26 protein-coding genes are annotated in these 23,832 nt (G+C 67.0%); 6 read left to right on the top strand and 20 right to left on the bottom strand.

Annotated features, from left to right (window positions below):
• Nucleotides 1-11 precede the first annotated feature (11 nt).
• Genes VHP37_10475 through VHP37_10465 form a run of 3 tightly spaced genes read left to right on the top strand, consistent with a single transcriptional unit; the run spans nucleotide 12 to nucleotide 2,460 of the window.
• On the top strand, nucleotides 12-977 hold the full coding sequence (locus VHP37_10475; protein HEX2826760.1) for a tripartite tricarboxylate transporter substrate binding protein: 966 nt from the start codon (nucleotides 12-14) through the stop codon (nucleotides 975-977).
• Between the two features lie 41 nt (nucleotides 978-1,018).
• The gene (locus tag VHP37_10470) at nucleotides 1,019-1,858 is read left to right on the top strand and encodes an aldo/keto reductase (GenBank protein ID HEX2826759.1); all 840 of its coding nucleotides are present in this window, start codon (nucleotides 1,019-1,021) and stop codon (nucleotides 1,856-1,858) included.
• A gap of 44 nt (nucleotides 1,859-1,902) precedes the next feature.
• A complete protein-coding gene (locus tag VHP37_10465; protein HEX2826758.1) occupies nucleotides 1,903-2,460 on the top strand; it encodes a DUF4124 domain-containing protein in 558 nt (185 codons plus the stop codon).
• Here VHP37_10465 and VHP37_10460 read toward each other — a convergent pair.
• Entirely contained in the window at nucleotides 2,457-3,248 is a 792-nt protein-coding gene (locus VHP37_10460) for a DUF72 domain-containing protein (protein ID HEX2826757.1), read from the bottom strand. The two genes, VHP37_10465 and VHP37_10460, sit on opposite strands and share 4 nt — an antisense overlap.
• Before the next feature lie 70 nt (nucleotides 3,249-3,318).
• On the opposite strand from VHP37_10460, the gene VHP37_10455 reads away from it, so the two are divergent.
• Both VHP37_10455 and VHP37_10450 read left to right on the top strand, forming a co-directional pair.
• Complete coding sequence (locus VHP37_10455) at nucleotides 3,319-5,238, top strand: beta-propeller domain-containing protein (protein ID HEX2826756.1); 1,920 nt, start codon at nucleotides 3,319-3,321, stop codon at nucleotides 5,236-5,238.
• 156 nt (nucleotides 5,239-5,394) lie between these two features.
• Nucleotides 5,395-6,432: a cysteine synthase A gene (locus VHP37_10450; GenBank protein HEX2826755.1), complete on the top strand. Its 1,038-nt coding sequence runs from the start codon at nucleotides 5,395-5,397 to the stop codon at nucleotides 6,430-6,432.
• Here the strand turns inward: VHP37_10450 and VHP37_10445 are convergent, their stop codons facing one another.
• From VHP37_10445 to VHP37_10380, 14 genes are all read right to left on the bottom strand, one after another.
• Nucleotides 6,433-7,377 carry a 2-hydroxyacid dehydrogenase gene (locus tag VHP37_10445; GenBank protein ID HEX2826754.1) on the bottom strand — a complete coding sequence of 315 codons (945 nt, stop codon included), beginning with the start codon at nucleotides 7,375-7,377 and terminating at the stop codon, nucleotides 6,433-6,435.
• A 185-nt stretch (nucleotides 7,378-7,562) separates the two neighbouring features.
• Nucleotides 7,563-8,033 (bottom strand): cupin domain-containing protein, encoded by a 471-nt coding sequence (locus VHP37_10440; protein ID HEX2826753.1) that lies wholly within the window; start codon nucleotides 8,031-8,033, stop codon nucleotides 7,563-7,565.
• Between the two features lie 60 nt (nucleotides 8,034-8,093).
• Complete coding sequence (locus tag VHP37_10435) at nucleotides 8,094-9,101, bottom strand: Ldh family oxidoreductase (protein ID HEX2826752.1); 1,008 nt, start codon at nucleotides 9,099-9,101, stop codon at nucleotides 8,094-8,096.
• Nucleotides 9,101-10,825 carry an FAD-binding protein gene (locus VHP37_10430; GenBank protein ID HEX2826751.1) on the bottom strand — a complete coding sequence of 575 codons (1,725 nt, stop codon included), beginning with the start codon at nucleotides 10,823-10,825 and terminating at the stop codon, nucleotides 9,101-9,103. Before VHP37_10430 ends, VHP37_10435 begins: the two co-directional genes overlap by 1 nt.
• Nucleotides 10,822-11,712, bottom strand: a complete 891-nt coding sequence (locus VHP37_10425; protein HEX2826750.1) for an FkbM family methyltransferase — start codon at nucleotides 11,710-11,712, stop codon at nucleotides 10,822-10,824. Before VHP37_10425 ends, VHP37_10430 begins: the two co-directional genes overlap by 4 nt.
• Nucleotides 11,709-12,323: a FumA C-terminus/TtdB family hydratase beta subunit gene (locus VHP37_10420; protein ID HEX2826749.1), complete on the bottom strand. Its 615-nt coding sequence runs from the start codon at nucleotides 12,321-12,323 to the stop codon at nucleotides 11,709-11,711. The genes VHP37_10425 and VHP37_10420 overlap by 4 nt, the downstream gene beginning before the upstream one ends.
• A gap of 155 nt (nucleotides 12,324-12,478) precedes the next feature.
• Complete coding sequence (locus VHP37_10415) at nucleotides 12,479-13,354, bottom strand: fumarate hydratase (protein HEX2826748.1); 876 nt, start codon at nucleotides 13,352-13,354, stop codon at nucleotides 12,479-12,481.
• Nucleotides 13,355-13,485: 131 nt separating this feature from the next.
• The gene (locus tag VHP37_10410) at nucleotides 13,486-14,451 is read right to left on the bottom strand and encodes a tripartite tricarboxylate transporter substrate binding protein (GenBank protein ID HEX2826747.1); all 966 of its coding nucleotides are present in this window, start codon (nucleotides 14,449-14,451) and stop codon (nucleotides 13,486-13,488) included.
• A 19-nt stretch (nucleotides 14,452-14,470) separates the two neighbouring features.
• On the bottom strand, nucleotides 14,471-15,886 hold the full coding sequence (locus VHP37_10405; GenBank protein ID HEX2826746.1) for a sulfatase-like hydrolase/transferase: 1,416 nt from the start codon (nucleotides 15,884-15,886) through the stop codon (nucleotides 14,471-14,473).
• A 41-nt stretch (nucleotides 15,887-15,927) separates the two neighbouring features.
• Entirely contained in the window at nucleotides 15,928-16,275 is a 348-nt protein-coding gene (gene sdhC, locus VHP37_10400) for a succinate dehydrogenase, cytochrome b556 subunit (protein ID HEX2826745.1), read from the bottom strand.
• On the bottom strand, nucleotides 16,272-16,628 hold the full coding sequence (locus VHP37_10395) for a succinate dehydrogenase (GenBank protein ID HEX2826744.1): 357 nt from the start codon (nucleotides 16,626-16,628) through the stop codon (nucleotides 16,272-16,274). Before VHP37_10395 ends, sdhC begins: the two co-directional genes overlap by 4 nt.
• Nucleotides 16,625-17,350: a succinate dehydrogenase/fumarate reductase iron-sulfur subunit gene (locus VHP37_10390; GenBank protein HEX2826743.1), complete on the bottom strand. Its 726-nt coding sequence runs from the start codon at nucleotides 17,348-17,350 to the stop codon at nucleotides 16,625-16,627. The genes VHP37_10395 and VHP37_10390 overlap by 4 nt, the downstream gene beginning before the upstream one ends.
• 23 nt (nucleotides 17,351-17,373) lie before the next feature.
• Complete coding sequence (locus VHP37_10385; protein ID HEX2826742.1) at nucleotides 17,374-18,543, bottom strand: UxaA family hydrolase; 1,170 nt, start codon at nucleotides 18,541-18,543, stop codon at nucleotides 17,374-17,376.
• A 107-nt stretch (nucleotides 18,544-18,650) separates the two neighbouring features.
• Nucleotides 18,651-18,932 carry a UxaA family hydrolase gene (locus VHP37_10380; protein HEX2826741.1) on the bottom strand — a complete coding sequence of 94 codons (282 nt, stop codon included), beginning with the start codon at nucleotides 18,930-18,932 and terminating at the stop codon, nucleotides 18,651-18,653.
• Between the two features lie 176 nt (nucleotides 18,933-19,108).
• Here VHP37_10380 and VHP37_10375 point away from each other — a divergent pair, with 176 nt between their 5' ends.
• The gene (locus tag VHP37_10375) at nucleotides 19,109-19,867 is read left to right on the top strand and encodes a GntR family transcriptional regulator (GenBank protein ID HEX2826740.1); all 759 of its coding nucleotides are present in this window, start codon (nucleotides 19,109-19,111) and stop codon (nucleotides 19,865-19,867) included.
• A 139-nt stretch (nucleotides 19,868-20,006) separates the two neighbouring features.
• Here the strand turns inward: VHP37_10375 and VHP37_10370 are convergent, their stop codons facing one another.
• The 5 genes from VHP37_10370 to rpsP are packed head-to-tail and all read right to left on the bottom strand — an operon-like array spanning nucleotide 20,007 to nucleotide 23,666.
• Nucleotides 20,007-21,683 carry a hypothetical protein gene (locus VHP37_10370; protein ID HEX2826739.1) on the bottom strand — a complete coding sequence of 559 codons (1,677 nt, stop codon included), beginning with the start codon at nucleotides 21,681-21,683 and terminating at the stop codon, nucleotides 20,007-20,009.
• Nucleotides 21,684-21,714: 31 nt separating this feature from the next.
• Nucleotides 21,715-22,125, bottom strand: a complete 411-nt coding sequence (gene rplS / locus VHP37_10365; protein HEX2826738.1) for a 50S ribosomal protein L19 — start codon at nucleotides 22,123-22,125, stop codon at nucleotides 21,715-21,717.
• Nucleotides 22,126-22,127: 2 nt separating this feature from the next.
• A complete protein-coding gene (gene trmD / locus VHP37_10360; GenBank protein ID HEX2826737.1) occupies nucleotides 22,128-22,877 on the bottom strand; it encodes a tRNA (guanosine(37)-N1)-methyltransferase TrmD in 750 nt (249 codons plus the stop codon).
• Between the two features lie 2 nt (nucleotides 22,878-22,879).
• Nucleotides 22,880-23,434, bottom strand: a complete 555-nt coding sequence (gene rimM, locus VHP37_10355; protein HEX2826736.1) for a ribosome maturation factor RimM — start codon at nucleotides 23,432-23,434, stop codon at nucleotides 22,880-22,882.
• Complete coding sequence (gene rpsP, locus VHP37_10350) at nucleotides 23,394-23,666, bottom strand: 30S ribosomal protein S16 (protein HEX2826735.1); 273 nt, start codon at nucleotides 23,664-23,666, stop codon at nucleotides 23,394-23,396. The genes rimM and rpsP overlap by 41 nt, the downstream gene beginning before the upstream one ends.
• Between the last annotated feature and the right edge of the window lie 166 nt (nucleotides 23,667-23,832).

Raw genomic sequence — 23,832 nt, 5'->3', positions numbered from 1 at the left:
AGGGAGGAGACTTGAAGAAGCTCGCCATGATCGTGGCAGGCGCGCTGGCAGCCGCCGGCGCCTGTGAAGCCCAGCAATATCCGACCAAGACCGTGCGCATCCTCGTCGGGTTTGCGCCCGGCGGCTCGACCGACCTCACCGCGCGCATCTACGCGGAGGCGCTCAACAAGCTCTGGGGCACGCAGGCGGTGGTGGACAATCGCCCCGGCGCGAGCGGCGTCATCGCCGCGGACCTCGCGGCCAAAGCGGCGCCGGACGGCTACACGTGGCTGGTGTCGCCGCAGACGAGCACGGTGGTGGCGCCGCTGATACTGAAGAAAGTGCCTTACGATCCCGCGCGCGATTTCGCGCCGGTGGCGGTGATCGGCTCGACGCCCCAGCTCCTCGTGCTGCATCCGTCGATGCCGCCGAAGAACTTCAGGGAATTCGCGAGCTTCGTCAAAGCGAACGCGAAGACTCTTTCGTACGCGTCGGGCGGGATCGGGTCGACGCCTCACATGGCGGGCGAGCTCTTCAACATGTCGCTCAAGGTGCGCGTGACGCACGTCCCGTACAAGGGCGAGAACCCCGGGGTCGTCGATCTTCTCGGCGGGCAGATTCCGTACATGTTCTCGAACCTGCCGGTGGTCCTTCCCCACGTTCAGGCGGGGCGCCTCAAAGCGGTCGCGATCACCAGCCTGAAGCGCTCACCGCTCGCGCCCGAATATCCGACGGTGGCGGAATCGGGCATCCCCGGCTTCGATACCGCGACGTGGAGCGGGCTCTACCTTCCGGGGCAGACCCCTCGCGATCTGGTCAAACGCGTCCACGGCGACGTCTCCAGGGTCGCCCATGCGCCCGAGTTCAGGAAAAGAATGCTGCAGCAAGGCATCGACCAGAGCGACGCGGACACGCCGGAGAAGCACGCGGCGTATCTCAAGACCGAGCTCGCGCGCTGGAGCAAGGTCGTCGCGGAGGCCGGCATCAAGGCTGAATAGCCGGGTTACCATTCCGTCCTCTCCCTGACAGCGAGGCAGCGATGAACCCGGCTTCCATCCCGACGCTCACCTCCGCCAACGGCGCGCGCATTCCCGCGATCGGCTTCGGCACCTCCCAGCTCGGCGACTGCCGCGACGTCGTCGCGAAAGCGATCGAGCTCGGCTACCGCCACATCGACACCGCGTGGAAATACGGCTCCGAGAAAGGCGTGGGGAACGGCATCCGGCAATCGGGGATAGCCCGCAAAGACATCTTCCTCGTGACCAAGGTGTCGCACGAATACCTGCGCGCCGCCGATTTCGCGAAATCGGTCGAGGAGAGCCTGGAGAACCTCCAGGTCGATTACGTCGACATGCTGCACGTGCACTGGCCGACCGTCGACAACATCCCCCTGGAAGAGACGATGGGGGCGCTCGCCGAAGCCAGGCGCAAAGGCCAGGCGCGGCACATCGGCGTCGCCAACTTCAACATCGCGCTGGTCGAGGAAGCGATCCGCCTCTGCCCCGAGAAGCTCGACACGCTCCAGGCCGAGTACCACCCCTACCTCGACCAGACCAAGGTGCTGGCGGCGTGCCGCCGGCTCGGCATCGTGTTCACCGCCTATTGCCCGCTCGCGCGGGGGCGGCTCTTCAACGACCCGGTGCTCGGCGACATCGCGAAAAAGAAGGAGCGCACCGTCGCGCAGGTGGCGCTGCGCTGGCTCATGCAGCAAGGCAACATCGCGGCGATCCCGCGCTCGGCGGATCCGAAGCACATGGCCGAAAGCCTGCAGGTATTCGACTTCGAGTTGACCGGCGATGAAATGGCGCGCATACATGCGTTGAAGCGCCCGGACGGGCGTATCGCCAACCCGAAAGGGCGCGCACCCGCCTGGGACTGAACGCGGCGCCGCCGCCGCGGGTCACAGCGTAGACCGGAGACGCCATGCGCGCTTTCCTCTGCACGATCGTTCTCGCCCTCTCGGCCGCGCCTCTCGTGCACGCGCAGGTCTACAAGTGGACCGACGAGAAGGGCGTGGTCAATTACTCGAACAGCCCGCCCCCCGAAGGCAAGTCGAAGAAAGGCGTATCGGTCGTCGAGGACCGCGTCTCGGTCTATAGCGCCGACCCGGCGGTGGTGCAGGCGACGCAGAACGCGCGCGAACGGCGCGGCCTGGTGCCGCCGCAGACCGCAGCGGTGGACCAGCGTCCGCCGTCCCCCGCGCCGGCCCAGTTGCCGGCGCCGCCGATCACCGCGGTCGATCCGTGCATCAACGGCTACGACCCCGTCGCGTGCGGCGGCTATTACACCCACAGCCCGGCGTTCGCCGGCCGCCATCGCCCGCCGCATCTCATCCAGCCCAACCTGCCGCCGGGCGCGACCGCGGGCAACGTCAACAACGGCACCGGCTTTACGCCGGGGTTGTCCACGCAGTCCGGCCTCGGCGCGCAGCCTCCGGCCAGGCCGCAGAGACCGCAGAGCGCGCCGCTGCGCGATCGCTAAAGGCGTTCCAGCAAGGCTTTCGCCGCCGCCGGCGCGCGCTCTTTCGCGCCGTTGATGAAGAACACGAAGACGTCGCGCGCGCTGCCTTTCTTCACCGGCTTGTCGACGCGCGGAAACTCCGCCGGCTCGCTGCCGCGCGCGAGCGTCTTGGCGATCTTCGCCCACGCATCGAGCGCGACGGTGTTGTAACCCGTCTTCACCTTGGCTTCCGCTTTCTGCAGCCGCGCGTAGGTGAAGTCGGCGGTGAGATCGCCGATCGTCGGGTGCTCGTCGGAGTCCGCGTAGACGATCGCCGCGTGGTATTTCCGCGCCAGCGCGACGAAGGCCGGCGTGACGAAGCTCTCGTGCCGCGGCTCGAGCGCGTGGCGCGCCGGACGTCCGGCGATCTCGCGCGGCAACAGCTTCAGGAAGCCTTCGAAGTCGTCCGCATCGAAGCGCTTGGTCGGCGCGAACTGCCACAGGATCGGCCCGAGCTTGGGACCGAGCTCGCCCACGCCGCTCGCGACGAAGCGCTCGATCGATTCGCCCGCTTCGGACAGCACCTTGCGCACGGTCGAGTACCGCGGCGCCTTGACCGCGAACACGAAATCGTCGGGCGTCGCGTCGCGCCACTTGGCGAAGGTCTCCGGTTTCTGGAGACGATAAAAGGTGCCGTTGATCTCGATCGCGGTGACCTGCGTGCTCGCGTATTCGAGCTCGCGCGCCTGCGTCACGCCCTCCGGATAGAACGTCTCGCGCCACGGCTCGTACGTCCAGCCGCCGATGCCGACCCTGATGCGCCCCGCCATATGGCCTAACCCCGTCGCAAAGATGCCGCCGTTTATAGCACGCGGACCCATCACCGACGGGAGGCGCACCATGAATCGGATCTTGTTCCGCAGTGCAGTGATCGGCGCGCTGCTCGCAATCGCGAGCGGGTGCGCGAGCGCCGGCGCGTACGCGCCGCGCAAGACGCTGAAAGCGTTCGCGAACGAGCAGGAGATCTCGCAGCTCTTCGCGCGCTGGCACGAAGACTACCAGCGCCGCATGGCCGAGCGCGGCCGGCGTGACGAGCGACGGCTCGCCGAGAGCGCGCCGCAGCCGGCAGCGCCGCCGGCGACGGCGGCGGCGAAATCGGCAGCGGCGCCCGCCGCCGAGGCGGATTCGATCACCAACGTGCAGCACGCCGGCGTCGACGAAGGCGGCATCGTCAAGCTCCACGGCAACCATCTGGTGATCCTGCGCCGCGGCCGCCTCTTCACGGTCGATGTGCGTGACCGGCAGTTGCGCCCGGTGTCGGCGGTCGACGCCTACGGCAAGGGCATCGAGCCGCAGGGTGCATGGTACGACGAGATGCTGATCTCGGGCGACACCGTCGTCGTCATCGGCTATTCCTACGCGCGCGGCGGCACCGAGATCGGGCTCTTCGACCTGTCGAATTCCGGAGAGCTTTCGTACCGTTCGACGTACCACCTGCGCTCGAACGACTACTACTCGTCGCGCAATTACGCGAGCCGCCTGATCGGCAGCAAGCTGGTCTTCTACACGCCGCTCTATCTCAACCCGTGGGGCGGCAATCCGTTCGCGAGCTTCCCCGCGATGCGCCGCTGGCAGTCGGGCGCGACGAGCGCCGACTTCAAGCGCATCGCGCCCGCGAATCGCGTCTATCGCACCTTCGATCCGATCGATCCGAACCACGGCGTGGCGCTGCACACCGTGACTACATGCGAGCTGGCACGGCCCGAGATGGAGTGCACGAGCACCGCCGTCATGGGGCCGCCGGGGCGCGTGTTCTACGTGTCCGCTGCGAACGTCTACGTGTGGACGACGAGCGTATCGCGCTCGATGGGCGGCTTCGCAGCCGCGGGCTCGGCGGTGTTCCGCATTCCGCTCGACGGCGCGAGCCCGAGCATGCTCAAGACCGCGGGCAGCCCGATCGACCAGTTCTCGTTCCTCGAAAGCGACGACGGCCATCTCAACGTACTGCTGCGTCCGCCCGGCACGGGCGGCGACGGCATGTGGGCGGGCGAGCGCAACACCGGTCAGCTCGGCCTCCTGCGCGTGGCGCTGGCGAGCTTCTCCGACGGCACGGACAGCGCGCCGCGCGACGCGTATCGCGCGCTGCCGACGCCTGCCGGCGGGGCGCTCCAGAACCGCTACATCGGCTCGTATCTCGTCTACGGAAGCGGCGCAGGCTGGCGGCGTCCGACGGCGGACGCGCGCGGGACGCCGGCGTATGCGGTGCGCTATGCGTCGCGCTCGAATGCAGACGCCATCGCGCTCGTGCACGGCGTCGACCGCATCGAAGCGCTCGGCACCCACGCGGTGCTGGTCGGCAGCGACGGCCGCGACCTGCACTTCACGAGCGTGCGGCTGGGCGCGCGCGCCGAAGTCGCGAACCGCTACACGCGGCCGAACGCGTCGCAGGGCGAGACGCGCAGCCACGGCTTCTACTATCGCCCCGAGACGGCCGCAGACGGGCTTGTCGGCCTGCCGGTCATCGGCGGCGGACAGGGCGCCTACCGCCAGCTTCGTCACACCTCGGCATCGCTGCTGTTCCTGCGCAACCGCTCGCTCGACCTGTCCGAGCTCGGCACGCTCGACGCCCGTACCGACTCGAACGCCGACGACAACTGCCGCGCCTCCTGCGTCGACTGGTACGGGAACTCGCGCCCGCTGTTCATCAAGGAACGCGTGTTCGCGCTGCTGGGGTATGAGATCGTGGAGGGCCGGATTAGCGGCACACAGATCGCCGAGTTGAGGCGAATCAACTACTCGCCTTCGTGGCTGGATCGGTAACAAAGTGACGGATGAAACAGTGACGGATAGGGCGGTGATGGATAAGGCGGTGACGAAGAACGTTCGCGCCGTCTTAACCCGTCACCGGTTCACCCGTCACTGCGTCACCCGTCACCGCTTCATCCGTCACTTCCCGCTTTCGTCCATAATCCCCCAATGAACCTCTTCGCCAACTCGATCGACGCGATCGGTCGCACACCGCTGATCCGGCTCACGCGCGCCTCCGAGCTCACCGGCTGCAACATCTTCGGCAAGGCCGAGTTCATGAATCCGGGCGGGTCGGTGAAGGACCGCGCGGCGCTGTACATCGTGAAGGACGCCGAGGAGCGCGGCCTGCTGAAACCCGGCGGCGTCATCGTCGAAGGCACCGCGGGCAACACCGGCATCGGCCTGTGCGTGGTGGCGAACGCGCGCGGCTATCGCACGGTCATCGTCATTCCGGAGACGCAAAGCCAGGAGAAGAAGGACGTCCTGCGGCAGTACGGCGCCGACCTGCGCGAGGTGCCGGCGGTTCCGTATTCCAATCCGAACAACTACGTGAAGGTGTCGGGGCGGCTCGCCGAGGCGATCGCGCAAACGCACGCCGCCGGCGCGATCTGGGCGAACCAGTTCGACAACGTCGCGAACCGGGAAGCGCATTTCGCGACGACCGGTCCGGAGATCTGGGAGCAGACCGCGGGCCGCGTCGACGGTTTCGTCAGCGCGGTCGGCACCGGCGGCACGCTCGCGGGCGTCGGCATGCACCTGAAGAGCCGCAACAGCAAGATCCGGGTCGCGCTCGCCGATCCGCCGGGCGCGGCGCTCTACAACTACTACACCCACGGCGCGCTCAAGGCCGAAGGCTCTTCGATCACCGAAGGCATCGGTCAGGGACGCATCACCGCGAACCTCGAGAACGCGCCGGTCGATCGCGCGTTCCAGATCCCCGACGCCGAGAGCGTCGCGGTGGTGTTCGACCTGCTGCAGCACGAAGGGCTGCTGCTCGGCACGTCGACGGGCGTCAACGTCGCCGGCGCGATTCGTCTCGCGCTCGAGATGGGGCGCGGCCACACCATCGTCACCATGCTCTGCGACGGCGGCCAGCGCTATGCGAGCCGACTCTTCAACCCCGAGTTCCTGCGCTCCAGGGACCTGCCGGTGCCGCGCTGGCTCGAAGGCGACGGCGGCATCGACGTACCCACCCCGTTCGAATGATCAGCGGCGGCCGGCGGCCATCTCGGCGGTAAAGACGTGCGGGACCGGTTTGCCGGCGAAGTGCGCTTCGAGATTCGCCAGCAGCTTCGCGCCGCGCTCGTCGCGCACCTCGCGCGTGTTGGAGCCGACGTGCGGCGTCAGCAGCACGTTGTCCATGTCCGTCAGCGCGCGAGGCACGTCCGGCTCGTTCCAGTAGACGTCGAGCGCGGCGCCCGCAATGCCTGCGCCTTGCAGCGCGGCCAGCAAAGCGCCCTCGTCGACGACCTCGCCGCGCGCGACGTTGACGAGAAAGCCTTCGGGGCCCAGCGCTGCGAGCACGCGCGCGTCGATCAGCCCGCGCGTTTGCGGGGTGAGCGGACACGTCACGACGAGACAGTCGGCCGCGCGTGCGAGCGCGACGATGTCGGCATGGTACGGATACGCGACGCTCTTGCGATTCGGGCCGTGATATTCGATCCGCATGCCGAACGCTTCCGCGCGCCTGGCCACCCGGAGCCCGATCTGCCCGAGCCCGACGATGCCGCACGTCTTGCCGGCGAGATCGCGTCCCGGCGCCGCTGCACGCGTCGTCCACTGGCCCGCGCGCACGAAACGATCGCCTTCCGCGATGCGGCGCACGAGCGAGACCAGCAGGCCGACCGCGAGATCCGCGACCGGCGCCGCGATGTCGTCGGGCGTGGCGCCGACGACGAGGCCGCGCTCGCTCGCGGCCGCGAAATCGAAGTTGGCGCGCGGCGTGCCGAAGCACACCACGATCTCGAGGGCCGGACACGCCTTCGCATCCTCGCGCGTGAAGCCGGTGGCGGTCGTGGTGACGAGCGCACGCACCGCGCGCGAGTCGCTGCGCGCCGGCTCCCATCCCTTGTGCACGACGTAATCGCGCTCGAGCGCCGCCATCGTCGGCGCGTAGATGGGTTTGAGGACGAGGATCTCGGGCTTACTCACCTTTGAGGTATAGCGAGGGCGGCCGCGACAGCGCACGCGGCGATGGTGCTGTGATGCATGAACCCTCCTCGTTCGTCATTCCCGCGCAGGCGGGGATCCGTTCTTGGGGCTTCAAGGTCAAGATGGATCCCGGATCACGTCCCGCTCACGCGGACGCGTCCGGGATGACGGCGCCTGGCGGGCCGTCAATAATGCGACTTGAAGCTGATCGCCTCGCGATACTCCAGGTCCTGGAGGTCGATGTACGAGCGCTTGGTCGCCTTGTCGACGGTGTACTGGATCTTCTTGTCGGTCTCGTTCGTCGCGCGGATGTCGAGGAGCTCGAGCGACTCCTTCACTTCCCACTCGTGCGCGCCCGCGATGCCCGCCGGGGCGTAGATGATCGACCCGGCGCTCACCTCGAATTCCTCGCCGTGGAAGTTGCGCACCGTGGCGTGCCCGGAGATCACGTAGTAGCACGCTTCGATCGGATGCCAGTGGAGCTGCTCGTACGTCCCGGGTTTATACGTCGCGCGGCCGAGGCGCACGCGGTCGGTCTTCTGGATCTCGGGCCAGCCCACCAGCCGCTGGTACGTCTGGCCGTCGGTGACGCCGCGGCGGCCGGGACAGTCCTTCTCGCTGATCACCCGCAGCGTGGGTTTCACTTCGACGCTCATCGCTCCTCCTGCGTTTTGTTCGAGGCTCGCCGATGATGCCAGATTCCGGCTCGATCCCGGCTACACCCCTCGCTTGGCCAGCCGCGTCAGCTCTTCGTGCAGCGCGTCGGGAACCTCGATCCCGCGCTCCTGCGCAGCGGCGACCGCGCCATGGCGGCGCACGCCGGGCAGCCTCACCCCTTCGTCTTCGAGCATGCGCGCGGCCATCGTCTCGAGGCGCTCGAAATAGACGCCGGCGCCCGCGAGCGCTTCCGGATCGATCGCGAGGATCGCGTGGCCGATGCGCGGCTTGTTGCCCGGCTCGAAGTACGAATCGTTCTCGAAGCTGAACGCCGCGCCGGTGAGCGCGCAGCACAGCACCTCGACGACGAGCGCGAGCATGGTGCCTTTCATGCCGCCGATCGCCGACAGGCTGCCGGTGAGCGCGGCCTGCGCGTCGGTCGTCGGGTTGCCGTCGCGGTCGAGCGCCCAGCCGAGCGGGATCGGCTTGCCTTCTTTCGCGTGCAGCATGATCTTGCCGCGCACGACTTCGGTGAGCGCAAGGTCGACGACGATCGGCGGCGCGTCTTTCCTCGGGAAAACAGCGGCGACCGGGTTGGTGCCGTAGAACGGTCGCCTGCCGCCCCAGGCGTTGATCGCCGACGGCGAGTTGGTGAACGCGAGACCGACGAGGCCGGCCTCGGCGATGGGCCTGAGGTGATAAGCCGCGGCGCCGAAGTGATGGCTGTTGGTCACGCCCGAGAGCGCGACGCCGTAACGCTTCGCGCGCGCGATCGCTTCCTTCACCGCGATCGCGCTCGCCTCGTACGCGAGCCCGCCGTGCGCGTCGACCAGGCAGGTCGCGCCTTTGCGCTTCACGATCTTCGCCTTGGCCTTGCCGTCGACGCGGCCTTCGCGCACGTGCTGCGCGTACAGCGCGACGCGCGAGACGCCGTGCGTCGCGAGGCCTTCGGTGTCGGCGGCAACGAGCGCTTTGGCCGCGGCCGTGGCCATGGATTTCGAGGCGCCGGCGCGCTTCAACGCGCGCGCGGCGAGGTCGGTCAGGTCTTCGATCGAGAGCGTGGACATCAGGCAGCGACCGCTTCGGTGAGCAATGTTTCTCCGGGCTTCACCCGGGTAAAGATCACCGGCCGCGTGCCGATCTCGAACCGGCCGTCCCTGAGATTGACGCACGTGTAGCGCGAGTTCTCGAGATCGCGCACCTCGGGAAAGTCCGAGCGGAAGTGCGCGCCGCGCGAGTCCTCGCGGGCGACGGCCGCGGCGCGGATCGACTTGGACACGAGGATGAGGCTCTTGAGGTTGAGCCAGTCGTGCCACGTCAGGTTGAACGCGAGGTTCGCGTCCGCGACGCCGGTCTCGTCGAGCTCGGCTTCGAGCCGGTCCAGCGCACTTTCGGCGCGGGCGAGCGTGGATGCGTCGCGGATGATGCCGACGTCGTCCCACATGATGTCGTAGAGCTTCTCGCGCAAAGCGCCGATGTCGCCGGGCTGCTTGCCGAACGGCGCGCGGCAGCGCGCGACGGCCGCTTCGATCGCGGCGGCATCGGGCTCGTGGAACGCCCCGTTCGCCGCGACCCAGCGCGGGATCGATTCGCCGGCGACGCCGCCGAACACGGTCGAGTTGGCGACGCCGTTGCCGCCGAGGCGATTCGCGCCGTGCACGCCTCCGGAATCCTCGCCCGCGACGAAGAGTCCCGGCAGCTCGCTCGTGCAGTCGGCGTTGAAGACGACGCCGCCCATCATGTAATGCGCGGTCGGCACCACTTCGACCAATCCGCCCGCGAGATCGAAGCCGCAGTCGTCGCAGCGCTCGACCATGCCTTTGAAGTCGTGCCGGACCTTGGCGGGGCCGAGATGCCCCATGCTGATATACAGACCGCCGTTCGGCGTCACGTTGCCTTCACGCATCTCCTGGTACATCCCGCGCGAGACGATGTCGCGCGTCGCGCGCTCGTTGCGGGGATCGTACTTGTGCATGAAGCGCTCTTTCGCGCCGTTCAGGAGATAGCCGCCGGCGCCGCGCAGGCCTTCCTCGAGCACGGTTCCGGTCATGCGCGTGTGCGTGCCGGCGAGCAGCCCGGTCGGATGGAACTGCACCATCTCCATGTCGCGCAGCGTGAGCCCCGCGCGCAGCGCCATCGCCATGCCGTCGCAGGTCTTGTCGCCGGAAGGGGTGTGGTACTTGTACATCGTCGGCCCGCCGCCGGTCGCCAGCAGCACCGCCTGCGCGTGCACCATCACGAACTCGCCGGTGCGCACGTCGATCATCAGCACGCCGGCGATCGCATCGCCCGTCCTGTTCTTGATGAGCTCGACCGCTCGATGCTCTTCCAGGCGGTCGATGCCGCGCGCCCACACCTGCTCGGCGAGGCGGTTGATGATCTCGATCCCGGTGAGGTCGCCTTTGTGCACGGTGCGGTCGAACGTCTGGCCGGCGAACGCTTTCTGGTGCACGGTGCCGTCGGGGTTGCGGTCGAAGAAACAGCCGAGCTCGTTCTCGAGCTCGTGGATGCGCTCGACCGCGACCGACACCAGCTTCCACGCGAGCTCCTGGTCGGGCAGCCACTTGCCGCCTTCGATCGTGTCCATGAAATGGCGCTCGACCGAATCGCCTTCGGCGAGCGCGACGTTGTAGCCGCCCTGCACCATGCGCGTGCAGCCGCACTTGCCGAGCAGGCCTTTCACCGCGACGGTGATCGAGAGGTTCGGGTTCGCCTGGTGCGCGTGCAGCGCGGCGAAGAGTCCGGCGCCGCCGGAGCCGAGGATGAGGATGTCGGTTCGTAGAGACTTCATTGTGCAATGTTCCATGAGCCGGCCGTCTTGATCTCTTCGAGATACTCGGACGCGAGTCGCGTCGCGGAGAGCTCGTCGTAACGGCGCAGCAGGTAGTGGACGGCGTCGGGACTGCCATAGAGGTCGAGCAGCACCGCGAGCTTGAGGACGGCGTCCGGATCGAGACCGGAGAGGTCGCGCAGATCGCGCGTGAACAGCGCGTCGGTCCATAGCATCTGGAGCGGATGGGTGCCGGAGCCGCGAAGCTTGAGCGGCTTCATCACCCGCCCCGCGATGGCGAGAAACTTGTGGAGCATGAAACCCTGGCGCCGCAGGTACGCGTCGATGTCCCCGTACAGCGGCTGGTTCTTGTAGAGCGGCACGAACATGACCTCGCTGACCACGGCGAGCACGCGCTCCAGCGTGCCGGAACCGCCTTCGAGCACTTCGAGCTCGGCGCCCTGGATGTCGAGCTTGATGAAGTCCACCGGACCGATGCCGCTGTCGCGCACGAAGTCGTCGAGGGCCGTCGTGCGTATCGTGCTCGTGCCTTTCGGGCGCATCACCTCGAGCGCCTGGTAAAGGTCGGCATAACGCGAATCCGGCTCGTACAGCGAAGAGCACATCGGATGCACCGTCTCGTACAGCGTTCGGGATTCGTTCCTGCCGCCGAGCGCGCAGCTGTAGTAGCGCTGCCCGCGCGGCGCGTTGCGGTTGAGCTCGTCGCAAAGCGCCGGGTCGATCTCGAGCGCCGACATGCGCGAGGCGGGAAACAGGTCGAGCAGCGCATGGAAAGGCTCGCGCTCGCCGCCGACGGGCCGCGCCCCGATCTCCAGCACGCTGAACGACAGGCTGTAATCGAGCAGCTCGGAAAGAACGGAGGCCTGAGCCCCCGACGCCTCGCTCATGGGCTCTTGACGCCGAGCGCTGCCAGCGCGGCCGCGCGGCGGTCGCGCGCGGCCTTGTTCACCTGCGTGTAAAGGCTGCCGCCGTGGCTGTCCATGGAAACGAGCAGCGGACCGAATCCTTTGACGCGGAACTTCCACAGCGACTCGGGATTGAGATCGTCGAGGTCGACCTCTTCGATCTGCTCGATCCACGTCGTCTCGAGCGCCGCGGCGCCGCCGACGATGGCGAGATACACGCCGCCCAGGTCGCGGAACGCGTCCATCGAGCCCTGCGCGAGCCCGCCCTTGCCGATGATGATGCGCACGCCGTACTGCTCCATCAGCGGCCGCGTGAAGCGCTCCATGCGCGCGCTCGTCGTGGTGCCGATGCAGATCGACGCATAGCCCGACGGGTGATCGGGCGTCTCGCCGACCCATTTGACGTTCGGCGCGGTGTGCACCACCGCGTGGCCGTTGAGGTCGAAGCGCGTCTTGCGGCCGTGGTCGAACATGTGGATCTGCGTCGCGTCGCGGATGCCGAAGAGCGATCCGTTGAGCGTCACGGTGTCGTTCACCTTCAGCGCGCGCGCCTGCGCTTCGGTGATGGGCATCTGGAAGTCGTAGTGGGCCATGTGAAAACCTTTTCAACCGCAAAGGACGCCAAGGACGCAAAGGTATGAAACGGGCGATCATCCCTCGAGCGCGATGCTCGGCGAGCAGCCACCCGCTTGGCGTTTGCTTTTCCTTTGCGTCCTTTGCGTCCTTGGCGGTTAATTAGCTTTTGACGTCAAAACCCGTAGGTCACGCCACTGGGGGTGAACGTCGCGCGCGCGCGGCGGGCGGAGTGGCATTGCATGTTCACCGCGACCGGGTTCATCGTGATGTGCGTCGCTGCGGTCTCGACGTGCACCGCGAACGACGTCGAGTCCCCGCCGAGGCCCTGCGGGCCGACGCCGAGCTGGTTCACCGCTTTCGACAGATCGGCTTCGAGCTTCGCGCCTTCGGGGTCTTCGCACCGGCTCCCCAGCGGCCGGGTCGCGGCCACTTTGGACAGATGCACGCACAGGTCCGCGGTGCCGCCCACGCCCACGCCCACGATGGTCGGCGGGCACGTCTTGCCGCCGGCGTCGAGCACGCAGTCGACGACGAAGGTCTTGATCGCATCGATGCCGTCGGCGGGGATCGCCATCTTGAGCCACGAGTTGTTCTCGGAGCCCGAGCCCTTGGGGATCATCTCGATCGAGAGCGAATCGGAATCCGCGACGAAGTCGATGTTAATGACGGGCACGAGCCGGCCGCTCGACGTGTGCTGGTTCTTGCGCGTCACCGGGTGCACGACCGAGGAGCGCAGCGGATGCTCCTTGGTCGCGCGCTCGCAGCCTTTGACGATCGCCTGTTTCAGGGCGTAGCCGTCGACCTCGACGCCGCTGCCGATCGCGACGTTGTAGATCGGGATGCCGGTGTCCTGGCACAGCAGGTTGTCGTTGGCTTCGGCGACGCTGATGTTGCGGATCATCGTGCCGAGGATCGCCTTGCCGGTCGCATCGGTCTCGGTCGCGTCGAGGCGTTTGAAGCCGTCCTTGATGTCCGGCGGCAGGAGCTTGAGCGCGCGGATATACAACTCTTTGCAGGCCTCTTCGACCTCTCGTAGATCAACTTTCATCGGGCCACCTTGACAGTACTGCGTGAACGGGTGAACGAGTGGACGGGTAAGAACGGTACGACTCCCGACGTATCCGGGTCAGCCGCCGGCTCACCCGTTCACCTGTTACCCGTTCACCCGTTCACGCATTTTCATTCGACTTGCAGCTTGCGCTGCTTGATCACTTTCGCCCACAGCGCCGACTCGGCTTGTATGGCCTTGGCGAAATCGGCGGGCGTATTGCCGACCGGCACCATGCCGATCTGCTCGAAGCGCGTCTTGATGTCGCCGCTCTGCAGCACCCTGGCGGTGTCCTGGTAGAGCTTGTCGACGATCGCCTTCGGCGTCGCGGCGGGAACCATGAACCCGAACCAGCCGAGGTTTTCGAAACCGGGGAGCGTTTCCGACGCCGACGGCACGTTCGGAAGCTGTTTCGAGCGCTCCTTGCTCGTGACCGCGAGCGCGCGCAGCCGCCCCTGCTTCACGAACTCGATCGCGGCGGAGAGATTGGGCGTCACCATGAAGATCTGCCCGCCCATGAGGTCGATGACCGCGGGCGCTTCGCCTTTGTACGGGACGTGCACGAGATCGATCCCCGCGGCGTACAGGAAGTTCTCGGCCGCCAGGTGCGTCTGCGTACCCACGCCCGCGGAGCCGAACGTGAGCTCCCGCGGCTTGGACTTGGCGAGCGCGATGAACTCCTTCAGCGTCTTGGTCGGAAAGGTCGGGTGCACGACGATCGCCTGCGGTCCGCTCGCGACGTTGGTCACCGCCGCGAAGTCCTTCTCCGGATTGAACGGCATCTTGCGGAACAGGTGCTGGTTCGCGGTGACGATCGATCCCGAGGTCATGAAGACGGTGTAGCCGTCGGGCGACGACTTCGCCGCCAGTTCCCCGCCGATATTGCCGCTCGCGCCCGCGCGGTTGTCGACGACCACCTGCAGGCCCCACGCGTCGGAGAGCTTCTGCGCCACGATGCGCGTGACGATGTCGGTCGCGCCGCCGGGCGAGAACGGCACGATGACGCGCACCGGCTTGGCGGGGTATGTCTGAGCGAGCGCCGATGCCGCGCCGAGCAGCAGCGCGCCCGCGGTCAATGCATGAATCGTCCTGCGCATGTCCATCCTCCTCGTATCGTTAATGTAATCCCAGCGCTTCGGTCGTGAGGCGCTTCAGCTCGCGCTGAAGCTTCTCCTTGACCGGCTTCATGCTCGCTGCCGAGCTGAGATTGGTGATCTCGTACGGATCTTTCTCCAGGTCGTAAAGCTCGTCGAGCTCGCCGTTGCGCGCGCGGTTCACCCAGTGGATGTACTTGTAGCGCTCGGTCCGCACCGCTTTATACGTCATGTTGACGAGCCACGGGTAGGCGTTCTCGGCCCAGTATTCGATCAGGATCGATTTGCGCCAGCCCGCGGTTCTCTTTTGATCGGGCTTCGAGGCGGCGCCTCGAAGTCCGGTGGCGAAGAGGGGCAGCAGCGACCGTCCCTGGATGTGCTTGCCGGGCTTGCCGCCCGCGACCTCGAGCACCGTCGGCGCGATGTCCTGGCAGAGCACGAGGTCGTTGACGCGCGAAGCGGCCTTGACCCGCTTCGGATAGCGCACCAGGAACGGCGAGCGTATGCCTTCCTCGTACGCGAAGCGGCGCTCGGGACCGATGCAGTGCTCGCCGAAGAAGTAGCCGTTGTCGCCGAGGAAGACGATGAAGGTGTTGTCGAGCTGTCTTGTCTCTTCGAGCGCGTCGAAGAGCATGCCGACGCCTTCGTCGACCGCCGCCATCATCGCCGCGCGCAGGCGTATCTCTTCCTGCTCGCCGGAGTGGATCGCGTCCAGCAGCTCGCGGGATTCCGGCGTCTTGCGAAGCTCCATCGCTTCGGCCCACGCGGGCTTCTGCTTCACCACCACCTCGGGCGGCAGCATGTTGGGCTTCTTCGGGAAGACGCAGCCTTTGTAGAGGTCCTTGTGGCGCTCGGCAGTGACGTAGCCGTCCATCTTGAACGTGCCGTCGGCCGCCTGCTCGGCATCGGGATGCACCGCCTTGTGGGCGAACCACAGCGACCACGGCTTGGCATGCTGCTTCTTCACGAAATCGACCGCCATCGTATTCATGATGTCGGTGACGTAGCCCTGGTGCTGGACGTACTCGCCCTGGATGTTGAGCCGCGGGTCGTTGAGCCTGCCGTGGCCGTCGTACGCGACCCAGTAGTCGTAGCCGGGCCGCGGCCTGCCGCTGTTGCCCATGTGCCACTTGCCGATGTGCGCGGTCTCGTAGCCGAGCTTTTGCAGCTCGACGTGGTAATTCGGAATGCGGAAGCTCGACATGTCGCGCGCGACGTTGTCGATGATGCCGTGGCGGCTCGCGTACTGGCCGGTGAGGATCGACGCGCGATTGGGCGAGCAGATCGGCGTGGTGTGGAACGCGCGGTCGAACAGCGCGCCCTCGTGCGCGATGCGGTCGATGTGCGGCGTCTTCATGTACGGATGCCCGCCTGCGCCGAACTCGTCGAAGCGCAGGTCGTCGATCAGGATCACGAGGATGTTCGGCCGTACCGCCATGTCCCTCCTCCGCCGCTCGATGCGGCTTGTTGTGATGCGTGCTAGATCAGGTTGAGCGCGAACGCGAGGCCGACCGCGAGCGTCACCGCGCTCGCGACGGCGAGCAGGCTCTTGTGCCAGTCGCGCCACGCGAGGAATTCGATCGCGAGCAGGCGCAAGCCGCCCGCCATGTGCGCGGCCAGGAGCACCACGAGCGCGACCTCCCCGAGCTTCACCAGCGGCTGCTCGGTCCAGCGCAGGAACGAGTCGAGCCTGGCTTCGCCCTGAAGCGCCTGCGCGAGCGCCCAGAAGTGCAGCGGCAGGAAGAGCGCGAGCGCGATGCCGGAAATGCGATGGACGAGGAACGCCCAGTACGCGGGATGGTTGCGGGCGCGGGCGTCGTTCTTCATGCCGTCACCACCGCATACACCGCACGCCAGCCCCACAGCGCGAGGACGACGCCGAACAGCAGGATCGCGATCTCGTACGCACGGCCGCGCCAGCCGAACGCTTCGGTCAGCACGTTGCGCAGGCCGATCGGCGCGTGCACCGCGACCGCCAGCACGAAGAGGCCGTAGAAGAGCGCCCACCCGATGCTGCCGGACGTGCGCTGCAGGATCTCGGAGGCGGTGAGGCCGTTGCGTACGGCGTAGATGATCGTTGCGAGATGGACGATGACGCAGATCGCGAGCACCGCAGCAGACGCGCGCTGGGCGCCATACAGCAGCACTTGTGCCCGAGGGCTGAGGGCGCGCGCGCTCACAGCTCGCCTTTCAATGCCGCCTTGAGCACGACGCGCTTCAGCCCGGCGATCGCCGCAGTCGGCTTGAGCTGCTTCGGACAACGCTCGGTGCAGCTCATCTGGGTGTGGCAGGCGTGACAGCCGGCATCGCCGGCGACCGCCGCGAGGCGCTCGCGGTCGTTCACGTCACGCACGTCGTTGACCAGCGTCCAGGCGCGGTTGAGCGCGGCCGGACCGAGGTAATCGGGCTTCCACGTCACGACGTCGCACGAGCTGTAGCACACGCCGCAGCCGATGCACTCGATGTTCTCGTCGACGAGCTTGCGCTCGCGCGACTCCGGCGGCACGCGCGAGAAATCGTCGGTGCGCTTTTGGGTGCCTTTGAACTGGCCTTTCGCCGCCGCCCACTTGTCGAAGAAAGGCGTCATGTCGGTGACGAGGTCCTTCACCACCGGCAGGTTGTGCAGCGGAGCGATCTCCAGCCTGTCGCCTTCCGCGACGACCGAGACGTGCGTGCGGCAGGTCCACCGCGCTCTTCCGTTGACGGTCATCGCGCACGAGCCGCACATGCCGACGCGGCACGCGAAGCGGTACGACAGCGTCGGATCGCACTTGCGCTGGATGTGGGTGACCACATCCAGCACCGTCTGGCTCTCGAGGCGGGGCACCTCGAACTCCTCGAAATGCCCCTCCCCCTGTTCACCTCCGCGCCAGACGCGGACGCGGAGCGTGCTTCCCGGCAAGGACGCCTGCGCGCCTTCGGTCTTCACGCGCTCTCGTAGAGACGCGTCAGGACGAACTCGCGATGGCCGAGCGCTTCGGCCGCGGTGAGGCGGCCGTTGCACGTACGCAGCAGCATCTCGATCAGCTCGTCGCCGGTCTGGTCGAGGTTCTTCTCGCGCTGGAGCAGGCCCGAGCAGTCGTAGTCGACGTGCTCGGACATCGTGCGCGCGGTGCGCGGGTTCGCGGTGAGCTTGATCACCGGGATGATCGGGTTGCCGATCACGTTGCCCTGTCCGGTCGGGAAGAAGTGGACGACGTAGCCGGCGGCCGCGACCAGCGTGACCATCTCGGCGGCGGCCGACGACGAGTCCATGAACCACAGGCCGGGGCCGGTGGGCGTCTCGGCCTTGTCGAGCACGCCGACGACCTTGCACTTCTTGCCGATCTTCTGGATGTTGCCCAGCGCTTTCTCTTCGATCGTCGTGAGGCCGCCCGCGATGTTGCCCTTGGTCGGCTGCGACTCGGAGAGATCGTCGACCTTGTTGCGCTCGACGACGTCCTGGTAGCGGTTGAACATCTTCATGAACTTCTCGCGCACCTCAGGCGTGGCGCAGCGGTCCGCGACGATGTTCTCGCCGCCGGTGATCTCGGTGGTCTCGCCGAAGCACATCGTCACGCCGAGCGGCTCGAGCTTGTCGAACGCGCTGCCGACGGTCGGGTTCGAGCCGCAGCCGGACGTGGTGTCGGACTCGCCGCACTTGGTGGAGACCCACAGGTCGCTGATCGGGCACTCGACCGGCCGCAGCTCGGACGCCCACTGCACGTATTCCTTCGCGACTTTGGAGGCGCGCATGATCGTGTCGTGATCGCCGTGGCCTTCGATGCCGAAGCCGATCACCGGCTTGCCGGTCTTGGCGATGCCGTCGACGACGCGCTTCGCCCAGCCTTCCTCGATGCAGATCACCACCACGGCGGCGACGTTCGGGTTCGAGCCCGCGCCGATCAGCGTGCGGAAGTGCAGGTCGAGGTCGGCGCCGAACTGGAGCCGGCCGTAGGGGTGCGGGATGGCGAGCGTGCCCTTGATGTTGTTGGCGACCGCTTCGGCAGCCGCGTTGGAGAGATCGTCCACCGGGAGGATGAGGACGTGATTGCGGACGCCGACCCGGCCGTTCTCGCGCCGGTAACCCCAGAATTTCGTGTTTGCGTTGACCATTTTGACCCCGTGAAATGTGAAACGTAAAACGTGAAACGTGGTGAGCGAAGGATGTGCGCGCGGACGCGTTTCACATTTCACGTTTCACGTTTCATCGCGCAAGCGCGCTACCAGCGCTTCGTCTTGATGTTGTGCACGTGGGCGTGCTCGCCCAGCTTGATGTCGGCGACCGCTTTGCCGATGTCGAAGCCGTACTTGATGATGGTGTCGCCCTTCTTGATCTCCTTGGTGGCGACCTTGTGCCCGATGGGCACGTCGTTCAGCGCTTTCACCTTGATGGTGGAATCGTCTTCCATCACCCAGCCCGTCAGCTCCTGGCCGGTCTTGATGCCTTCGACGACGGCCACACCGACCGTGTCTTTCTTGTCGTGTACGAGTATGTGGATCATTGACGCCTCCTGCGCGTGTCGTGGCGACACCTGAGAAAGGGTTGAAAACCGGGATTATCGTTCTTGGGTGGACGGATCGTATCGGGGCTTTTGGGCAAAGTCAACTAGATGACCTATATGAATTCGGCAGGACCGTGTAGAATCCCGCGGACTTCACAACTTCAGGGAGCCGCCGAATGGGCGACACGCTCGCGGCGGGCGGCCTCACCTTCAGCCCGCTCTACAAGGAAGTCAAGAATCGCCTCACGCGCGGCCTCGCGGCCGGCGACTGGAAGCCGGGCAAGGCGATTCCGAGCGAAGCCAAGCTCGCGGAGCGCTTCAATGTCTCGATCGGCACGATCCGCAAGGCGATCGACGAGCTCGTCGCCGAGCGCATCCTGCTGCGCCAGCAGGGCCGCGGCACGTTCGTCGCGACCCACACCGAAGACCGCACGCTCTTCTACTTCTTCCACATCGTCGGCAAGGACGGCAGCCGCGAGCCGCCGACGCTCGAGCTGCTCTCCTTCCGGCGCGCGAAGGCGACGGCCATCGAGGAAGAGAAGCTCGGGCTCGAGCGCGGCGCCGCGGTATTCCGCATCCAGAACCTGCTCCACCTCGGCGGCGAGCCGGTGATCTTCGACGAGATCACCGTGCCGCAGGCGCTCTTCCCCGATCTCTCCGAAGACGTCTTCGCGCAGCGCGAAGGCACGATCTACGGCCTCTACCAGGCGCGCTACGGCATCAGCGTGCTGCGCATCAGCGAGCGCCTCGCCGCCGACCGCGCCCCCGCCCGCGCCGCGGCCCTGCTCGGCATCCCCGCCGACAGCCCCGCGCTCGCGATCAAGCGCGTCGCGTTCACCTACGACGACACGCCGGTCGAGTATCGCGTGAGCTGGGTGGATACCGAGAAGCACGAGTATTTGAGTGACCTGTGGAAGAACGACGGATTGCGGTGAAAAGGTGACGATGAAGCGGTGACGGGTGAAGCAGTGACGGATCATGCGGTGACGGGTCAGAGCAGTGCGACGCCTTTCGTCACCGCTTTATCCGTCACCGTTCTTTCCGTCACCGCTTTATCCGTCACTTTTTCTGCGTCTACAGCCGCCCCAACCCCCGCTTCGCCGCCTCCGTGAGCGCGGCGTCCTTGGAATTGCGAAGCAGCCACTCGAACTGCGCGCGCGCGTCGTCCTTGTGGCCGGCGCGCATGAGATTCAGCGCGGCGAGGAGCCGCGCCTGGTACGCGAGGTTGTCGGGCGCCGCGGCCTGCATGAGGAGCGCCGATCGCAGGTATGCGGCGGCCGCGGCATTCGCATCGCCTTTGAGCTCGTTCACGCGGCCGAGGCCGAACAGCGCTTCGCGCGCTCGCACGTCGGTGGTCGCCGGCACCAGCGCTTCGTAGACCTTCTGCGCGGGGTCGAGGGCGCGCAGGTCGAGCATCTCCTGCGCGACGTCGAGCACGTGCTGCGCGTAATCGGCTGTCAGCGTCTTGCGGCCTTCGAGCGCCGCCCGCAGGGTATCGGCGCTCGCCTCCGCGTCGCCCGCCTGCAGCGCAGTGCGCGCGAGCGTGAGCTGCCATTCGGCCGCGTCCACGTTGGGCGGCGCGGGCAGGCCTTTCCACAGTTTCATCGCGAGCGCGGCATCGTGGCGTCTGGCCGCGAGCGTGCCGAGCAGGTGGCGCGTCTGCGCATCGAGCGTATCGGTTTCGAGACCCATGCTCTGCGTGAGCGCGAGCGCGGTGCGATCGAGCCCGGCGGAAGACAGCGAGAACGCGAGCTGGAGCAGCGCGTCGCGGCGCAGCGCGGGATTGCCGGCCTGGCGCGCGAGATAGCCGTAGAAGGCGCGGGAGAGCACGGCGTTCGTCCCGAGCCTGCGCGCGGCGTAGTCGGCGAACGCGCCGTCGTCGCCGACGAGCAGCTGCTCGCGATTGGCGACCTCGTTCGCCGCCGCCGCGTAGGCCTGCCACAACCGGTCGCCGCCGTCCTTGATCGACGAGGCGTTGCGCGGATCGGTCGCCTGCAGGATGCGCTCGAGCGCCTCGACCTGTACCTGACGCTCGCCGCTGCGCGCGGCCGCCTCCTGGATCGCGCGGAAATAGAGCGGATCGGGATCGCGTGCGAGCGCCGCGCGCGCCTGCGAGATCACCGCGTCGGGCGTCAGCGTGCCGCTGCGCAACTGCAACCTCAGGAGCGTCGGGCTCACCTGGTCGGTGCGTCCGAGCCAGTTCAGCGCTTCGCGGTCGAGCGAAAGATCGAGCAGGGCCGCCGCGAAACGGTCGGCGGTCGCGCGATCGAGCGGCTGATAGTCCTGCTGGAAGCGCAGCATGCTGCGGAACGCTTCATCGCCGCGCTTCTCCACGAGATAGCTGTCGATCACCGCCAGGCGCACCTCGCGCGTTTCGGCCTCGCTCGCCTTGCGCTGCCAGAGCAACTGCGCCGCGTGAGCGCGCGCAGCGGCCGGCTCGTTCAGCGCGACCGCGGCCTGCGCGGCCGCGACATAGCAGGCGTGCAGCGCCGGCGAGGACACGCTGCCGGGCAGCGCGTTGGCGCGCGCGAAGACGGTGTCGAAGCGTTTGAGGCGCGCGAGCGCTTCGCAGCGCAGCCCTTCCCACTCCGCCCATTGCGCGGCCGCCATGTCGCGCGGCTGCAGCGCGTCGATGCGCGAGAGCGCGAGCTCGACCGCGCCGGCGTTGATCATCGCGCGCACCGCGAGCGGGTCCTCCGCGGTCGCGGCGTGCGCGGACGCGCTCAGCAAATAAAAAAGGGCGGCCGTCAAGCCGCCCTTCTTCGACGCTGCGAGCGCCAAGTTACTGCTGCGCGGGCTCGGCCGCGGTGTTGTCCTGCTGCTGCGCCTGCGCGCGCACGACGGTGAGCTTCTCCTTGATGCGCGCGGCCTTGCCCGAACGCTGGCGGAGGTAATAGAGCTTGGCGCGGCCGACGTCGCCGCGGCGCTTCACTTCCACGTTCGCGATCATCGGCGAGTAGGTCTGGAACGTGCGCTCCACGCCTTCGCCCGACGAGATCTTGCGCACGATGAACGAGGAGTTGAGCCCGCGGTTGCGCTTGGCGATGACCACGCCTTCGTACGCCTGCACGCGCTTGCGTTCGCCTTCGACGACGTTCACGCTCACCACGACGGTGTCGCCGGGGTTGAAGTCGGGAATCTTCTTGCCGAGACGCTTGATCTCGTCCTGCTCGAGTTGTTGGATGATGTCCATGTTCACGACCCTTCTTTCTTGAATTCGTCCAGCAGCGCGCTCTCTTCAGCGCTCAGGTTACGTTTCGCCAGCAGGTCCGGGCGCCGCCGCCACGTCCTGCCCAGCGCCTGCTTCAATCTCCACTTCGCGATGTGCGCGTGGTTGCCCGAGAGCAACACCTGCGGCACACCGACGCCTTCGTATACTTCCGGCCGGGTGTAGTGCGGGTGATCGAGGAGCCCGTTCACGAACGAATCCTGGCTCGCCGATTCCGCATCGCCCAACACGCCGGGCAACTGTCTCACCACCGCGTCGATGACCACCATCGCCGCGAGCTCTCCGCCGGAGAGCACGTAATCGCCGATCGAGACCTCAAGGTCGATCACGCGATCCGTCAGACGCTCGTCGACGCCTTCGTAGCGTCCGGCGAGCATCACCAATCCTTCTTCCTTCGCCAGCTCTACCACCAGCATGTGGTCGAGGAGCCTGCCCTGCGGCGTGAGGTGCAGCACGCGGGGTTTCGCGACACCGCTGCTCTTCTGCCGCTGCTTCGCCGCCTGCAACGCCTTCTCCAGCGGCTCGACCATCATCACCATGCCCGGCCCGCCGCCGTACGGCCTGTCGTCGACCGTGCGGTAGGCGTTGGCGGCGAAATCGCGCGGATTCCACGCCACCAGCTCGTAGACCTTACGCTCGCGCGCCCGGCCCGTCACGCCGCTTTCGGTCACCGCCTCGAACATCGGCGGGAACAGCGTGACGACGTCGATCTGCAGCATCAGTAGTCCAGACCCCAGTCGACGCGGATCACACGACCCTGCAAATCGACCTGCTTCACTACCGATTCGAGGAAAGGTATCAAGCGCTCGCGCTTGTCGCCTTCCGGCCCCACAACCACCAGCACGTCATTCGCGCCGGTCTCGAACACTTCGGTCACCGTGCCGAAGCGCTCGTCCTGCTCGTTGACCACTTCGAGGCCGATCAGATCGGCCCAGTAAAACTCGTTCTCTCCGGCCTCGGGGAACGCCTCGCGCGGCACCGCGATCTCGCGCCCCCGGAACAGCGCCGCGGCGTCGCGATCGTCGCAGCCGTGAAGCTTCGCCGCCACCGCTTCGCCGTGCACTTCGGCGCTCTCGACTTCCAGCGCCTGCCAGTGACCCTCTTGGCCGACCCACCACGTGCGGTAATCGACGAGGCTTTCGGGCGTCTCGGTGAACGGGTGGACTTTCACCCAGCCTTTCACGCCGAACGGGACGGTGATCCGTCCCATCACCACGAGATCCTCGGGCGTATTACTGCGCGGCTGCGGGCGCGGCGGCTTGCTGCTTGCCAAGCTGCTTCACGAGGCGCGACGCGGTGTCCGACAGGATCGCGCCCTGCGACTGCCAGTGCTCCAGGCGCGCGCGGTCGATACGAAGGCGTTCCTGGCCTTCCGGTGCCATCGGGTTGTAGAAGCCGAGGCGCTCGATGAAGCGGCCGTCGCGCGCGCGGCGCGAATCGGCCACGACGACGTTGAAGAAGGGACGCTTCTTGGCGCCGCCGCGAGCCAAACGAATCACGACCATGTGTCTATGTCTTCCGGGTTGGAAATAGCGAAAGGGCGTGATTTTACGACACTTTTTAACCGCCACGCAACCGAAAAGGCGGGTTGTCGGCAGGGGCGTCGGCGCGCTAAGTCATTGATTTCTTTGCACCGGCTCCGGCACGCGGCACAATGCGCGTTTTTCGTAG

It is taken from the genome of Burkholderiales bacterium (assembly GCA_036262035.1).
GTDB lineage: Bacteria > Pseudomonadota > Gammaproteobacteria > Burkholderiales > SG8-41 > JAQGMV01.
The sequence above is the reverse complement of the archived record's forward strand: the minus strand, read 5'-3'. Positions and strand labels throughout refer to the sequence as shown.

Bases quoted from the DNA above. Each gene is read 5' to 3' on its own strand.
- VHP37_10470 (HEX2826759.1), top strand. From the start codon at position 1,019: ATGAACCCGGCTTCCATCCCGACGCTCACCTCCGCCAACGGCGCGCGC.
- VHP37_10465 (HEX2826758.1), top strand. From the start codon at position 1,903: ATGCGCGCTTTCCTCTGCACGATCGTTCTCGCCCTCTCGGCCGCGCCT.
- VHP37_10460 (HEX2826757.1), bottom strand. From the start codon at position 3,248: ATGGCGGGGCGCATCAGGGTCGGCATCGGCGGCTGGACGTACGAGCCG.
- VHP37_10455 (HEX2826756.1), top strand. From the start codon at position 3,319: ATGAATCGGATCTTGTTCCGCAGTGCAGTGATCGGCGCGCTGCTCGCA.
- VHP37_10450 (HEX2826755.1), top strand. From the start codon at position 5,395: ATGAACCTCTTCGCCAACTCGATCGACGCGATCGGTCGCACACCGCTG.
- VHP37_10440 (HEX2826753.1), bottom strand. From the start codon at position 8,033: ATGAGCGTCGAAGTGAAACCCACGCTGCGGGTGATCAGCGAGAAGGAC.
- VHP37_10435 (HEX2826752.1), bottom strand. From the start codon at position 9,101: ATGTCCACGCTCTCGATCGAAGACCTGACCGACCTCGCCGCGCGCGCG.
- VHP37_10430 (HEX2826751.1), bottom strand. From the start codon at position 10,825: ATGAAGTCTCTACGAACCGACATCCTCATCCTCGGCTCCGGCGGCGCC.
- VHP37_10425 (HEX2826750.1), bottom strand. From the start codon at position 11,712: ATGAGCGAGGCGTCGGGGGCTCAGGCCTCCGTTCTTTCCGAGCTGCTC.
- VHP37_10420 (HEX2826749.1), bottom strand. From the start codon at position 12,323: ATGGCCCACTACGACTTCCAGATGCCCATCACCGAAGCGCAGGCGCGC.
- VHP37_10415 (HEX2826748.1), bottom strand. From the start codon at position 13,354: ATGAAAGTTGATCTACGAGAGGTCGAAGAGGCCTGCAAAGAGTTGTAT.
- VHP37_10410 (HEX2826747.1), bottom strand. From the start codon at position 14,451: ATGCGCAGGACGATTCATGCATTGACCGCGGGCGCGCTGCTGCTCGGC.
- VHP37_10405 (HEX2826746.1), bottom strand. From the start codon at position 15,886: ATGGCGGTACGGCCGAACATCCTCGTGATCCTGATCGACGACCTGCGC.
- sdhC (HEX2826745.1), bottom strand. From the start codon at position 16,275: ATGAAGAACGACGCCCGCGCCCGCAACCATCCCGCGTACTGGGCGTTC.
- VHP37_10385 (HEX2826742.1), bottom strand. From the start codon at position 18,543: ATGGTCAACGCAAACACGAAATTCTGGGGTTACCGGCGCGAGAACGGC.
- VHP37_10380 (HEX2826741.1), bottom strand. From the start codon at position 18,932: ATGATCCACATACTCGTACACGACAAGAAAGACACGGTCGGTGTGGCC.
- VHP37_10375 (HEX2826740.1), top strand. From the start codon at position 19,109: ATGGGCGACACGCTCGCGGCGGGCGGCCTCACCTTCAGCCCGCTCTAC.
- rplS (HEX2826738.1), bottom strand. From the start codon at position 22,125: ATGGACATCATCCAACAACTCGAGCAGGACGAGATCAAGCGTCTCGGC.
- rpsP (HEX2826735.1), bottom strand. From the start codon at position 23,666: ATGGTCGTGATTCGTTTGGCTCGCGGCGGCGCCAAGAAGCGTCCCTTC.